The organism is Halorubellus litoreus, from assembly GCF_055378595.1.
The window spans coordinates 33,924-47,995 of sequence record NZ_AP043835.1; the positions used below are offsets into that span (position 1 = coordinate 33,924).

Genomic DNA, 14,072 nt, shown 5'->3' on the forward strand with positions numbered 1-14,072 from the left:
CTTCAGTAGTGGACGTCAGCGGGCACGATCCAGAGCTCTTCACTCTCCTCGAGGACTCTGTCAAGCTGTCCACGGTGGCGAATCCCTGTTGCGTGTTCGGTGTACAGATAGATGGTCGGGCCGTCGTACGCACCGACCTGGTGGAAGGCGTGCCGGGCGAGGTCCTCGTCGCGCATGATCTCCTCGTCGGAGAGTTCGTCGATGGCCTCTTTCACCCGATCTAGATTACGCTCGAATTCCTCTTTCGTTGCCTTCCAGCCATGCTCAAGGAGATCCTGACCAGCATCAGAGTCGACGGGGGTCACAGTCGGCAACTCTCCCCATCGCGCCTTCCCCGCAACGGACGTGTCTTTCTCGTCGAAAGTTACGTAATAGTCAAAGACTGCACCAGCGTGTGGGTCAACGCCGACTAATCGATCGAACACCGCCTTCCCCGCAGCTAACGCTTTTTCATTTGTCGATGCCTCTACGAGCGCGTAAATTACCATGTGCATCTCGAATACCTCGAAACGCCGACGCACCGGTGTTCGTTACTCGCTTTCTCCGACTGCGCCGGCACCCATCGCCGGCGCTCGAAAAACTCTCGTCGGGACGGCGGATTTTCAGGATTCGTCGGCTCGTTCGACAGTGATGGTTAGGTCGCCCGATGCGTAGTCAGCCTCGATAACCAATGAACGGCTGCATACCAAGCTCGAACCGACCACAACGAACGTGTCCGCGCACACGTTCTTTGCGGAACTACCCGAGAAACACGGCGTCGTCGACGTCGTGTTTCTCATCGATGGTGCGAAACCGCTGAAAGACGCCTGCACGCGTCACGGCCTCGATTTTCGCTACGAACGCCATGGAAATTGCAATCGCGTCGAACGTGTCTTTCGGGATGTAAAACGCAGAACTACCGCTTTCTCGGACGATTTCAGCCATACCGAGGCGGGAACTGCTGACGAGTGGCTCAAATAATTCGCCTTCGTATGGAATCAGCTAATCTGATCACGACCCCTTGCTGAGGGCAAACGATTATTGATGACTGGGCTGATAGGTGTACCATCTTCAACGAGTGCTTCGGTGAGACCGGACGATGACTGCACGCCCACCCTCTGATTTAATTCTCGTTGGCAGTGACGCCACCACACTGCGAGACCACGCCTTTGAACGAGCCACAACACACGCGGGACCGCAACCAGGCTCAGTCTTATACCTCACGCCAGATACCAAGGATGCTGACTGGCTTCGAGACCACTGGCGTCAGCACAGCCGCCCAATTCAATTCGCGGCGCGAGGGCTTGACGCCATCGTGGATCAGGTCTACGATCGAAGCACGATCGCGAGTCAGGCGACGCACTTCACTCGCCCCCATCACCGACAAGCCGTCGAGACCGCACTCCATACGCTCCAGTCGGACCATCGATTCGCACCCCCTGCCGACCCGATGAGTACCGGCCACCTCACAGAACTCGATGACTTGCTCACGCTCACAGAGTTCGCCGGGCTCCACTCACCTACCGCTATCGCAGACCGCCTGCAGACCGAAGGCCTCCCCGAGCTCGCCACTGACCTCGAAGCACTCAAAACCGCATTCGAAACCGCTCGCAGCAGCTTCACCGACACCATAGACCGATCCTTACGATCTGAACGATACGCGCACGTCACAAGCCAGACGCCAGCGGACTATCTCTCTCATGTGGACGTCGTCATCGTCGGCCAGTTTTCGCGACTGTCACCAGTTGAGGCCGAGCTCCTCGAGTGGCTCACAGCGGACCGGCCGACGTACGCGATCAGTACCCGCTTCACTGAAGCGACCCCCACGGGGACTGATCGGACACTCCAAGACCTCTGGCACACATACACCACACGACTCGACCTCACCCCACACCGGGTCAGCGACAACACAGCCACAGCGCCCCCACTCGACCCCACCGTGTTCGGGCGACTCTATCACCCAACCACGAGAGACCCCGTGCCAGTCGGCGACGGAGTTGAGCTTGTTGCACCAATGGACGTGGGGCACGAAGCACGACACATTCTGCGGCGCGTGCAGTCACTCGTGACGACTGAGGCGGTTCCCCCTGGAGACATTGGGATCGTGATGACGGACCCGGGCACATATCTTGAGCCGCTTGCTGCGGCAGCGGCCGAGCGCGAGCTCCCCCTCCGGTACACTCACGACCGAGACCTTGACAACACCCGACCGGGCGCGGCGATGTTTGATTTGCTTGCGTTTCTCACTGACCCGGCTGACCCGACTGCACTGGCAGCGGTTCTCACCAGTCCCTGCACGGACCTCACCAGCCACGAACCAGCACTCGACGCGATCACACTCGGGGAGACACTCCAAGCAGCGATCGCGGAGAATGCAGTTGCAGAGCTGGACGCTGACGCGACCGCACTCGTTACGGAGCTGCAAGAACAGGCCAGTGCGGTCGCCGCTGGATCCATCGAGGACCTCCAGTCGATCAGACAAACCTTCGGGTTGGAGCCGGAGGACGAAGATGCGGCGTCTGAGGTGGGGGCGGCAGCCTGGGAGACGGTCGAGCGTACGATCGACGTTGTGACAGCACGTCCGATGCTTGAGTCGCGCCCCCACTGGGTGCAAGCGCTACGACGTGCGTTCGCGAACGCGACCGTCTCGACCACACACGGCCCCAAGCATGCCAGTGTGGACCTCGTAGGTGTGCTTGATGAGACTGAACGCACGTTTGAGCATGTCTACATTGCAGGGCTTACGCAAGCGCACTATCCGAGTGGTGGGCGGCGGCTGGCATTCACACGGCGGTTGAACGAAGCGCACCGGGATTTTGATCGGACGAACCCCGACCAGCGTGCTGATCACCGCATTGCCTCACTCATCACGAGTGCGCAGACGGCGACGCTCACTCGCCCACGAACGCGCGAGGATGGCAGCGAGTACATTCCTGCTGGCCTCCTGCAGGAACTCCGCAGACACACCACCCTCAAGTCGACTAGTGTTGATGAATACGACCACTTGACCAGCGAGGCAGCACCGTCGGAACAGATTGGGTCCAGCAGTGACACCTGGCGCGCCCTCGCCGTGCTGGGTGGCGAGAGCCGCGACGCACTCACCACCGCCCACACTTCGACTCAGGATGTCCTCACCACGTATCTGAGTCAGGATGAGGCCGCTGCACGGAGTTCGACGGTATCCCGTGGCGTCGACACGGCTACGAGCCGGGCGCGGAGTAAGCCCGGCGCTCGGAATGGGTGGCTCGAATCGGAGACCGTCGGGTTGCTCAAGGATGATTCCGATGGCGCGATGTCGCCGAGTGAGATTGAGACGTACGCTGCGTGCGGGTTCAAACACTACGCCAGCTATCTGCTTGATCTCGAACGCGAGGATGAAGACACGACCAGCGCCGACCAGGGAACGATCGTTCACGACATCCTTGACGAATTCTACACGACGCTCCAGGGTGAGGACGACACGCCAATCGACCTCAGCACACACGACCCCGAGACCCTCGAAGCCCACCTGTTCGAGGTAGCAACTTCGGTGCTTTCCGATGTAGATGATCCGGATGCGGTCACTGACCGCTGGAAGCGATCGCTCTTGGCGGGCCTCGCCAGCGACGCCGTGAACCCGTACTACAATCCATGGGGGATGGCTGAGCCTGTTGCTGGGACGCTGGCCAGTTTCCTTGCGGAAGAACGCACGCTCCGGGGTGTGACAGACGCGATGACTGAGCCACTCACGACACAACCAGCGTACTTCGAACGGTATCTCCAAGCAACGATCGACGGAGTCGATTTACACGGAAAAGTCGACCGAGTGGATGTCACGCCGGATGGCGAGTTTGTCGTCCGCGATTACAAGACTGGCTACACACCAGGCGCCGACGAAGTTCTCGACGGGCTAGCGTTCCAACTCCCCGTCTACCTCCTGCTCGCAACCGCGGATCTCGAACACACACCACTCGGCGGCACATACTATCAGCTCGCCGGCCCGAATAACGTCTCGAGTTACAGCACCGTGCTCGCAAGTGCCGAGACGGCCGTCTGGCACAAACACGGGGGAAGCCCACTCCGTCGGCATAACACGCCGCGACTCGAGACACAGGAAGCGTTTACAGAATTCCTGACTGAGACCATCCCAGAGCGGATCACGCGAATCATCGAGAACATCAATCGGGGGTATTTCCACCCCACTGTGAACGACCCCGACGCTGCTGGCTGTTCGTACTGTGAGTATAGCGAGATCTGTGACGTGCGGTCTGATCGCCGGCATGCGTTCATCGACAAACTTGACGCCCGCCCAGAGGAAGATGTGTACGTCCCAGTGGCCGCACGTGGCGAGGAGTATGAACCAACAACTGAGTCGCTGGATGGGGGTGATGCCTGATGCAGCCGAGTGACTTGACCGACGAGCAGCGCCACGCTGTCGGCACAACCCGCGCAAATTATCCGTTGATTGCTGGTGCGGGCACCGGTAAAACCACAACGCTCTCGTTCCGGTATGTCGCACTCCTCGAGCAGAACCCTGACCTCCGACCGCGTGAGATTTTGGTGACAACGTTCACGAAACGTGCAGCACGTGACCTCGTTGGCGCCATTCGAGAGCGCGTCCTGGATCGTATCACCAGCGCAGATCCCGACGACACGACCGACATCGAACGCTGGCGACAGGTCTTAGATGAACTCACTGACGCATACGTGCATACGCTGCATGCGTTCTGCCAGCGCATCCTCGAAGAGCACGCACTCGACGCACCAGGGATTCAGCCGGGCTTTGAACTCGTCGACGACGTCGAGGGGGCTGAACTCCAAGCCGACAGTATCGACGAGTTCATTGCTGCTCAACCGCCCTGCGTGCAGACGCTCCTCGATGCCAATCTAACGAGCGAGTCGGGTCTCCACAACATTCTCTCAGATCTTTTCAGTGAACGACCACGCAGCCGCGACTGGGCCACGTACTGGGCCGACAGTGAACACACCGCTGATGAGTACATCGAGCACGTCGAGGCAACGTTCCACCCGCTTCCAGACGACGACGCCCAAGCCATCCTCTCCAAACCGGCGCTTCGGGCGGCTGTGGACTCGCTACGGTCGTTCCTCGCTGACCCACCGACGAGTGACCCGGGTACGAGTATCGGCCGGATCGAGGACGTCATCGAGTGCATCGATGCTGCCGGGGGACTCGGTGGTCCGCAGACCCCTGCGGCGCGGCGCCGACTGATCGCTGACTTGAGCGACATCCTCACCAAGAGCGGCGGTGGTACGTATGCGGATTACAGTCCGAAACAAGGCGGGTGGAACGCATCGACCAGGACTCGCGAGGAAGTCGGCGAGACTGTCGAAGAGCTTGTCGCAGCCGTGGAGGCGGAGCGCTGGCAGGAGGCACTCGGGGACGTCGACCTCGACGTGGACCGCCAGACGACACCGCTCGTGTTCGCACTCGCAACTGCCTTCGACACGGTTGCTGAGCGGTATCAAGAACGGAAACGTAACCAGAACCTCGTTGACTACACAGACCTCGTGCAGACGACCCAGCGGCTCCTCACTGCCGACGCGGGCGCGGGAGCTGTCCGTGCGGCGCTCCAAGCGCAGTTCGAGTACGTGATGATCGACGAGGTCCAGGACACAGATCCCTCGCAGTGGGAGATCGTCGGGGAACTCACGCGACTCGGGGCGGACAGCGGGCACTACAGTGGCGAAAACGTGTTCGTCGTCGGTGACGAGAAACAGTCGATCTTCCGGTTCCGTGGCGCCGACGTCGCCGTGTTCGAAGCCTCTAGAACTGAGCTTGTCACCGCAAACACCCAGGCGTTGGCTGCGCTCGTCGACGAGGACCTTGCGGTCCGCGTCCGAACCGGCGACCGACCCGGATTCGAACTCGCAGCGAACTTCCGAACCCTCCCTGGGACCCTGGAATTCATTAACGCGCTGTTCAGTGGCATTTTCGACGCTGATACGCCGGATCGCGACCCCTTCGAGGCCCCACCACAACCCCTCACGGCCGCTCGCGACAATCCAGCCAACATCGAGACCATACCCGAATACTTGCTCGTGCCAGATGAAGATCTTGCACCTGACGTACTTGATGAGTCGCACCCGCTTCGAACCCAGCCTGCCTACCATACGCGATCGAATGAAGCCCACGCTGTCGCCGCCCGCATCACCACCCTCGTCGACGACCACACCCAAATCTACGACACCACGGCGCCGAACGCAGACGTAGTGGATACCGAGTCGGTGTCGTTCGATGACATCGCGGTGATTCTCCGCAAGCGCACGCATCTCCAGGCGTTCAAACACGCATTCGAGGAATATGACATACCGTACACGGTCGTTAAGGGCGATGGGTTCTTCGAGACGCCAGAAGTCGAGACGCTGTTGAACTTACTCGATGTCCTCGTTGATCCCCACGCTGAGATCCCGCTCTATGGGGTCCTTCGCTCACCACTGTTCGGGATCGAGGACGACATCCTCGCACACGCCCTCGCCACCGCGGACGCCGACAGCGCTTGGGCCCGGCTTCACGAGAGCGACGACCCAGCGATCACTCGAGCGATCGACGTCCTCGAACACGCCCGCACGGCGGGTGGTTGTGATGGCTCCCCAGCCACTGTTGACGCGTGGAGTACGCTCGTGGAAGAGGTCTTGGAGCGGACGGGCTACCGAGCGAGTGTGAGTGCGGACGCTCGCCCACGGCAGGCAGTCGCGAATATCGACCACTTCCTCGATCTTGTCGCTGCACACGATGACCATGCGACCCTCGGGGCGGTTCGTGACCGCTTAGACGCCGAGCATGAACACGCGAACTACAGTCCAGAAGCTGCCATCCCCGAGGGCAGTCCTGGTGTACAAGTCATGACCGTGCACGCGGCGAAAGGCGACGAATTTCCCGTCGTCATCGTGCCCGGCATCATGGACGCGTACAACACGCAGAGCCCGATCAATAACAGCCTGGAGTTCGAAGTCATCGACGGCCAGCCGGAACTTGGGTTGCAAGTTCCGGACCCCGCGAATCCCTTCGAGTCGTGTTCGACGGTGGCGCGACAGGGGATTCGCGACGCTCGGATGCAACGCCTGCAAGCCGAAGAGAAACGCGTGCTCTACGTCGCTTGCACGCGCGCTGAAGACCACTTGATTCTGGCCGGGACACACGGTGGCGAGATAACCGACACCGGCAACCTCAACCTCGACGCAGCCGACCCTGACAACCCTGGGTCCTGGGGTGATCTGGTGCAGCCACTCCTGCTTGATGACGATCTCTCGGAGCTGCTGGCGTCTGAAACGGGCTCCCTCACACGCACGCTGCCAGGCGAGCTCCAGCGCGAGGGCGCGACTGTCACCCCACAGTACACCATCTCGCTGCCACCACGACCGGCACCGATCAAGGAGGCCGAAAACTCGCCCCCGTCGTCGCTCCACGCGGACCTCACACAAGTCGACCCCGCAGCGCCAACCTATCGGCTGGCCCCATCCCAACTCGCCGACCTCGCAAGCGACCACGCTGACGGCGAGCTGATCTACGATGCGGACACGAACACGATCCAGTACGAAGGCACTGCAGCGGCCGACGGCGGAGACGAAGATGCAGACACTATGGGTGCGGGAGCATCCACAGGTGACGCCACCACTGGGGGTGGTGCCGACGACGTACTAGGTGGTCGAGTGTTCGGAGAGGCAGTGCATCGCATCTGTGAACTGCAGCCGCCACGGTCTGCATGGCGTGCCGTAATCGAAGATACCCTGCTCGCGATGGATGTCGAACACGAGATCACGGCTACAGATGAATCGAAAGTCGCAACCCACGCATCGCGCGCCATTACGTTCGTAGAGAACTATTTGACCCCTAGGACGCGTCGCTACGACGAACTGGAACTCACCGCCAAACTCCCTAATGGTGAACTCTATGGCTTCATCGATTGCCTACTCGTCGACGATGGCGACTACCACATTATCGACTACAAGACCGGCGACCACAAACCGGAGGACCTCGCTGAGAAGACCGCATACTACCAGCCGCAACTCGACGCGTACGCAGCAATGCTCACTGCGACGGCGCACGTCGATTCAATTACAACGACTCTATACTACACTGCACTCGACGAAGCACGAACCACGACGTACCCGGGAGGAATCGATGTTGGAGAGGTCGAACGCCAGATTGAGCAGGCGCTTCTAGAGCCCGATATCAATTTAACAGACTAACCGCCAATATTGACGGTCTGTCTGATCCTGGCATGGTCTTGCTCATTCAGATGTTGAGGGATCGTGTTGTTGCGGTGGCGGACAGAGTTCTTGACGACCCCGTGTACCTTCGTTACGACGAAGGAGTTGGGGATTTTTATGGCATTGCGTTGAGGAGGATGCGGTCGCGTTGGAGGACGGGTTCGAGTTTCGGGCTGCGACTATCGAGATCAAGTTCTTCATGCTGCCAATTCCGGCCGCCTTTGCCGTTCCAAACGCCATACACTGTCACCTTCGGCAGTACAACCACGCCGAAGAACACGGCGAGATAGTACAGTAGTTCGGTGGCTAGTGTCCAGGACCCGGTCGCCTTCCGTGGAATGTCGACCGGATAGGCGATGTGTTGGGTGGGCACCCCAGCGTCACGACCGCGTTCAACGAACCCGTAATCGTTACTCAGCAAGATTGCCGTCTTCCGACTCTCACGATTGTACGCCTTGTACGCTTCAATAATCGCATCGTCGCCGGTGTTGCATTCGATAATGTCGACAGAGCGGTGGGTGCGGAGGCGCCGATACTCGTACAAGCCGAGGAGGCCCTCGCGGTTAGCGCCGGCGGGTTGGTTGTCAAGGCGTGCGAACTCCTCGCCGAACGCTGCCGTGAGCTCGTGGGTATTGTATTGTTTGTAGTGCCAGTCGAGTTCTTCTTTCACGCCGGTTGCGAGGGCGTAGCCATTCGTCGGCTTTCGCTCGGCAGCATCCTGGGTGCCAGTGTCGCTATCGATGTCGAGAACCTCGGGGAGTCGCCAGCCGATGATGTTTGCATCCACGCCGGGCATGACGGGGTCGTGGCCGGCTTCGAGATTGGTGTATCCATGGCGCCGGATGAAGTCAATAACGGTGTCGTGATTCTTCAGCGGGAGGAGCCCGCTGGCAACCGTCCTGACACAAGTCGATCATTTCCCGCCTCAGTCACGCCCCACAATCCAGTGGAAGGGCACATCTACAGCTAACACTCGTTGTGGCGGTCAGCAGCTCCAATCCGATCACACTCTCCTCTGTCGTATCGTCTCAACTCTACGCTTTCTCACACTCACCCAGTTCCGAACTCAGGAGAGGGGCAATGAGCAGCCCAGCGATACGACCCATTTCACACAGGCTCTCTCGGCACCAATACTCGGCCCGGTGGTGGGCTTGCTGACTCTCTCCTTGGCGTCTTCACGACTGGGATTCCATGTGGTACGCATCGCCGAACGTCTCAAAGTGGTCAACCAACACGGTCATCGCATCCATGATCTCGGCTTTCGAACTGACGTGTCGATAAAACACCGTGTTCGAATCATACGGATTCGGCGCCATCTCCAGCTCCCACTCACCTGCACGCGTCTGCTCAGCTACTGACTCATCGATCCCGGTATCGGCGCCTTTGAGCTTGTATCCGAACGCCCGGAGCGCCCCATCGATATCCGTCCGGTTGTACTCCGCCGGCGGCATCCAATACAGATGCACGTTCAAATCTACCCCATCCGGCGCCGCCGGCCCCGACAACGAGTGATTAATCCGATGATTCGCCAAGCCACTCCCCGGATTCTCACTCTGCCTTAGCCGTGCAGTCTCACCTTGCTCGAACAGCTCCGGTTGCGCCTGCATCATCTGGGCTTCAAACTGCCGTAGGAGCGCGCCAACCTGCGATTGGAACTCTTCGACCAACCGGAGCGCCTTCACGTACCGATCATCCACCAACCCATTCGAGACCACATCCTCACTCATGCCTCAACCCACTCACGCAAGTACCGTAGTTGTTTGCTCAACAGGCGCGTCCGCTGTGCCGTCGGCAACAAATCCACGATCCCTGTCGGGCCGGCTAACTCCGCGACAACCGCCGCCGTCTGAAAGCCGACGACACGACGTTCGATACTCGCACACAACAGATACGCATTCGCCGCCCAATACGCATCCACACATGCCCCGCGTACGAGACAGGACCGCAACGCCACCGCGACGTCCCGCCAGTACAGCACTCGCACCGAGGGCTTCCCCGGCCAGTCGAGCCGCGGCCGCTCGGTATCCGTGTCGATAGTGGTGCTGTCGAGGGTGGCGGTGAGCGCGTCTTGCTGTTGCTCGGGGAGGAGTAAGACGTGTGTCCACTCGTAGTTGGGGTAGTGGTGTTCGACGAGGGCGACGGTTTCCGCTGTTTTCGCGTAGTTTTCATCGCCGAGTTTTACTTCGATGGATACGGCGCGGTCGTCGTGGAAGATGAGGAGGTCCGCGCGGCGGTCGGTCCCGTCGGCGTTTGGGAGGACGGCTTCGGTTCGGACAGTGGTTGGGTTGTCGTTGAGTGTGGTGTCGAACAGTGTCTCGGGTAGTGCGTGGGAGGGTCTGAGTGTTCGGGCCAGCCACGTTGACCAGTCGGGTTCTGTGGCTGGGGGGAGTGGGCCGCGCTCGCCACGACTCATGTTAGTATCACCTGCTAACGGGTCGGTGTCGAACGGCCCCTCCCCAGCCGCCCACTGTTCATTCGCCCGCTCGAACGCCGCCACAACCGCACCCGCCGTCTCACGCCCCGCCCCAGCAAAGTCACCCCACCACGTATCAACCGACCCCCACCACCCACCATCGCACTCACCCACCACGCTCTCCCCCACACCAACACCGACCCCCATCCCGGCCTCGCTTGCCGCCCACCATTCGTCCACAGCCCCACACCCGGGTTCCGAGTCAACCGTGACGCGATCTCCCGCATACCGCCCACTAACCAATGCTGCGCACTCAGACTCAGGCCACCACGCATCAATCGCCGCCCACTCACTCCCACCCACACTCATAGCCATCCCAATCCCATACCCAACCCACTCGCATTGCAGACCCAAAGACCTACTCCCGGCCCTACCCCACACCGACTCCCACCCCCGACCGAACATCTTCAGCAACACAGCCCACCACTACTCACGCCCCCCAGCACACCAACCACCTCCTTGTCACCCTCTCCAACCCACAACCTCTCCACGCACGAGCTTTGTCCATGCGGGGGCGACCACGTGCAGACACTACGCAACGTGCTCCCTCCCCCACCCGGCCCGATTGCAGTCCCTCCAGCATCGACACCCGAAATCGATCCGGGTGCCCGTGCACGTCCGCGATGCCGGCACGGCCTTCTCGCTCCCACCCGCATCACAGAATCCATATTAGGGGTTCTCCCGTCGTGTGTTACGCCGTCGTAACACGCTCGTCACCCAGGTCGTAACGCACAACCACTCGTCCGAGACTTGCCCCTAGCCGGACGAGTCCCGGACGAGTCCACGCACCAACCACTAGCGAATAGATGCATACAGCGGCGGCGTCGGTGGAATTACTTGGCCGTGTGATATGTTGGGGCTATCGCCCAGATCAGCGTGTTACGGTGTTCGCTCGTGGCTGGTTACGACACCGTAACATCACCCCCGTCATCCGTCAACACCTGCTGTCCGCTATCGCCCTCACTGGCCGTCGCGGTCACACCGTTGACAGCGTCGGCCTCGCTGAACTGACTGGTGTACTCGTGCCACGCGTCCCTATCGATGATGATGAGGTTCCGATCGTTCCGTCGCTCGTCGCCACTCGCTGGTGCGAACTCGAGGAGGTCCTTGCCGAAGCGGCCGATGAACTCCATCACGCGCCGCACCGTGTTACGGTTGGGATGGCGGACGTCCAGGCGCTTCGCGAGTTCGGGCGTTGCGACCTCGCGTTCGATGACGTCCTGGAGCTTGTTCGACGACAGATGTAATTCGTCGCCATGTGGCGTTGCATACTGCGCCAGATGTGGGAAGAGCCGCGCGGCGATCTCTTGGTTCGAGCTGAGTTCGTGCTCGTAGGGCTCCAGATTCGTCGCCGTCGTGTACAACTGATGCAACGGCGTGAGGTCCTCGACGCTCGGCCCGGCTTGCTGTGCTGCTAGCTCTGCGGCGTCGACCTCGCCGTGGGCGACCTCCTCGACGCGCGTCTCGAGGTGTTCGAGCCGAGTGAAGACGTCGCCGTCGTTCTGCACGTGGACGTCGGCGGCCGCGCCGTCGAGCTCGCCGTAGACGATGTCTTCGAGCTCCCAGACGTCGGTGGTGATGAAGTCCAGGCGATCCGTGATGTCGCGTTCGACGTGCGCGATGGTGCGTTGGAGACCCCGGCGTTTCCGCTGTTCTCGCTCAGCTTTCGTTCTTAACCTATCCACCTCGCGATTCAATGCATCGTTCTCGCTCTCAAGCTCCTCGACGGTCTCGTCGAGATTCTCAACTTCGGCTTCGAGGGTGCCGACGCGTGCTTCGAGTTCCTGGAGGCGCTCGCCGACGTCGTCTTCGAGCTCGTCGAGTCGCTCCTCGAGGCTCTCGTGGTCGGTCATCCCGCATCACCTCCAGCGTCCGCAGTGGTGGTGTCTGGCTGGGTGGTGGTGTTGTGGCCGAGTTCGACGGCGGTGATGGCGGTGAGGACTTGGATGGCGGGGCGGGTGAGGTGGTAGTGGCGGCGCCGGGCGTCCTCGAGGCCGTGCTGGATACAGACCCAGTTGCGGTCTTCGAGGCAGAGCTTGGTGGGGTAGAAGCGACTCGACGATGGTTCGTCGGCGTCGTAGTGGGAGTAGGATCGGAGCATTTCGCGGATGCTGGTGGCGGTCTCGCTCGCCTGTGGGTGCGTGGCGTCGAGGGCGCGGAGGATGGCGCGTTGGAAACCGGAGAGGGTGTCGAAGCGGTTGGCGTCGCGCTCGTTCTGTTCGTTGTCGGTTGTGTGGGTGTGCGTCTGGTCGGTGGGGGGAGTGTGGTTCGTCATTGGTCGATGAGTTGGCCGCAGAGCTGGCTGCGCTCGTGGTCGGTCGTCTGGTCGATCCGTGGGATGCAGTCGTGCGTGTCGTCGACGAGCCATCCGCCATCCGGGCCTACGTTGGTTCCGCGTGCGCTCCGGGGGCGGGGCTGGTCTCGCTCGTGGGGTGAGGGTCTGATTCCACGCGGCGTGGATGTGGTCGGCGCGGAAGGTGACCCACTAGCGCCCGGGCGGGTCGAGCACCGCGGATTCGACCCTGGTGGGGTAGCCGCGCGTGCTGTGAGTGACCTGGAGGGGGCCGATTTTGGCGTGGTCGACGATGATGCCAGCGTTGAGCGTGGTGTCGTCGTCGACCACCGCGGTGGGGGTCATAGCAGTCCTCCCGTGGTGGCGAGGGCGATGCGCGTGGTGGCGGCGGTGATCGTCCATCGAGTGTAGGGAGTCATCGGGTGTTCTCGCTGGTGACGGCGCTGAGTGGGGGTTGGATGAGCCGATCGGCGACGCTCCCATGGTTGAAGCCGCCGGGGTGTTGGCGTTCGGGCCGCGCTGGGTGTCGAAGGCGTGTTCGAAGCGGCGGCAGTACCAGTCCTTGTCGGCGTCCTCCCCGCGTGTGGGTTTCGAGAAGCCTGGCGCCCGCCGATACAACGCCTCTGGGCCCGCGTCACAGTGCGGACACGCGTCCGTCACCCCGTACTCCGGGTCGTCGTCGCTCACCGCCCGTCACCTCCGGTGAGGCGGGTGAGGGCGTGGTCGGCGTACGTCCACGCCGGCGTGGTGGTGAGGTCGTGCTCCTCGGGGGAGATGTCGAAGGCGAGGTGGAGTTGGTCCGCCACCGCCTCGCTGATCCGCTGTGATTGGGTGGGGGTGGTGACGCTTGTGGTGGTGGTGGTGGTGATGCCGTCGCGCGTCACGCGATGCGTCTGTTCGACGATGACCGCAGTGGGTTGGTTGGTGGATGGTGCGTCTCGGGTCGGTGCGGGAGGTTTTTCTCCCGCGCTAGCATCCTTGCTCATGGCTGCGTCGCCTACTTCGACGGAGCCCACGCGGGCCCGATGTCCACGCATCGGGGCCCGCAGTTCTCGTGAGGACCCACGCTCGGAGAGCGACAGGTCCGCGATGAAGCTCGCGTCACACAGTCCTGTG

Annotated in this window: 10 protein-coding genes and 1 pseudogene; 3 read left to right on the forward strand and 8 right to left on the reverse strand. The window is 61.3% G+C overall.

Features of this window, described 5'->3' with window-relative positions; genetic code table 11:
* Positions 1–2 precede the first annotated feature (2 nt).
* Positions 3–494: a hypothetical protein gene (locus tag ACZ48X_RS02940; RefSeq protein ID WP_336351881.1), complete on the reverse strand. Its 492-nt coding sequence runs from the start codon at positions 492–494 to the stop codon at positions 3–5.
* A 172-nt stretch (positions 495–666) separates the two neighbouring features.
* On the opposite strand from ACZ48X_RS02940, the pseudogene ACZ48X_RS02945 reads away from it, so the two are divergent.
* The 3 genes and pseudogenes from ACZ48X_RS02945 to ACZ48X_RS02955 form a co-directional block, all read left to right on the forward strand.
* Positions 667–960: pseudogene (locus ACZ48X_RS02945) on the forward strand (IS6 family transposase); the annotation flags it as partial.
* A gap of 334 nt (positions 961–1,294) precedes the next feature.
* Positions 1,295–4,354 (forward strand): PD-(D/E)XK nuclease family protein, encoded by a 3,060-nt coding sequence (locus ACZ48X_RS02950; RefSeq protein WP_336351880.1) that lies wholly within the window; start codon positions 1,295–1,297, stop codon positions 4,352–4,354.
* Entirely contained in the window at positions 4,354–8,169 is a 3,816-nt protein-coding gene (locus ACZ48X_RS02955; RefSeq protein WP_336351879.1) for a UvrD-helicase domain-containing protein, read from the forward strand. The genes ACZ48X_RS02950 and ACZ48X_RS02955 overlap by 1 nt, the downstream gene beginning before the upstream one ends.
* A gap of 136 nt (positions 8,170–8,305) precedes the next feature.
* Here the strand turns inward: ACZ48X_RS02955 and ACZ48X_RS02960 are convergent, their stop codons facing one another.
* The 7 genes from ACZ48X_RS02960 to ACZ48X_RS02990 form a co-directional block, all read right to left on the reverse strand.
* Positions 8,306–8,986, reverse strand: coding sequence for a hypothetical protein (locus tag ACZ48X_RS02960; RefSeq protein ID WP_336351878.1), 681 nt, complete (start codon positions 8,984–8,986; stop codon positions 8,306–8,308).
* A gap of 379 nt (positions 8,987–9,365) precedes the next feature.
* Complete coding sequence (locus tag ACZ48X_RS02965) at positions 9,366–9,917, reverse strand: hypothetical protein (protein ID WP_336351877.1); 552 nt, start codon at positions 9,915–9,917, stop codon at positions 9,366–9,368.
* On the reverse strand, positions 9,914–10,843 hold the full coding sequence (locus tag ACZ48X_RS02970; protein ID WP_336351876.1) for a hypothetical protein: 930 nt from the start codon (positions 10,841–10,843) through the stop codon (positions 9,914–9,916). Before ACZ48X_RS02970 ends, ACZ48X_RS02965 begins: the two co-directional genes overlap by 4 nt.
* Before the next feature lie 722 nt (positions 10,844–11,565).
* Complete coding sequence (locus ACZ48X_RS02975; protein ID WP_336351875.1) at positions 11,566–12,516, reverse strand: hypothetical protein; 951 nt, start codon at positions 12,514–12,516, stop codon at positions 11,566–11,568.
* Positions 12,513–12,938 (reverse strand): hypothetical protein, encoded by a 426-nt coding sequence (locus tag ACZ48X_RS02980; RefSeq protein WP_336351874.1) that lies wholly within the window; start codon positions 12,936–12,938, stop codon positions 12,513–12,515. The genes ACZ48X_RS02975 and ACZ48X_RS02980 overlap by 4 nt, the downstream gene beginning before the upstream one ends.
* 210 nt (positions 12,939–13,148) lie before the next feature.
* A complete protein-coding gene (locus tag ACZ48X_RS02985; protein ID WP_336351873.1) occupies positions 13,149–13,643 on the reverse strand; it encodes a hypothetical protein in 495 nt (164 codons plus the stop codon).
* Complete coding sequence (locus tag ACZ48X_RS02990) at positions 13,640–13,942, reverse strand: hypothetical protein (RefSeq protein ID WP_336351872.1); 303 nt, start codon at positions 13,940–13,942, stop codon at positions 13,640–13,642. Before ACZ48X_RS02990 ends, ACZ48X_RS02985 begins: the two co-directional genes overlap by 4 nt.
* Between the last annotated feature and the right edge of the window lie 130 nt (positions 13,943–14,072).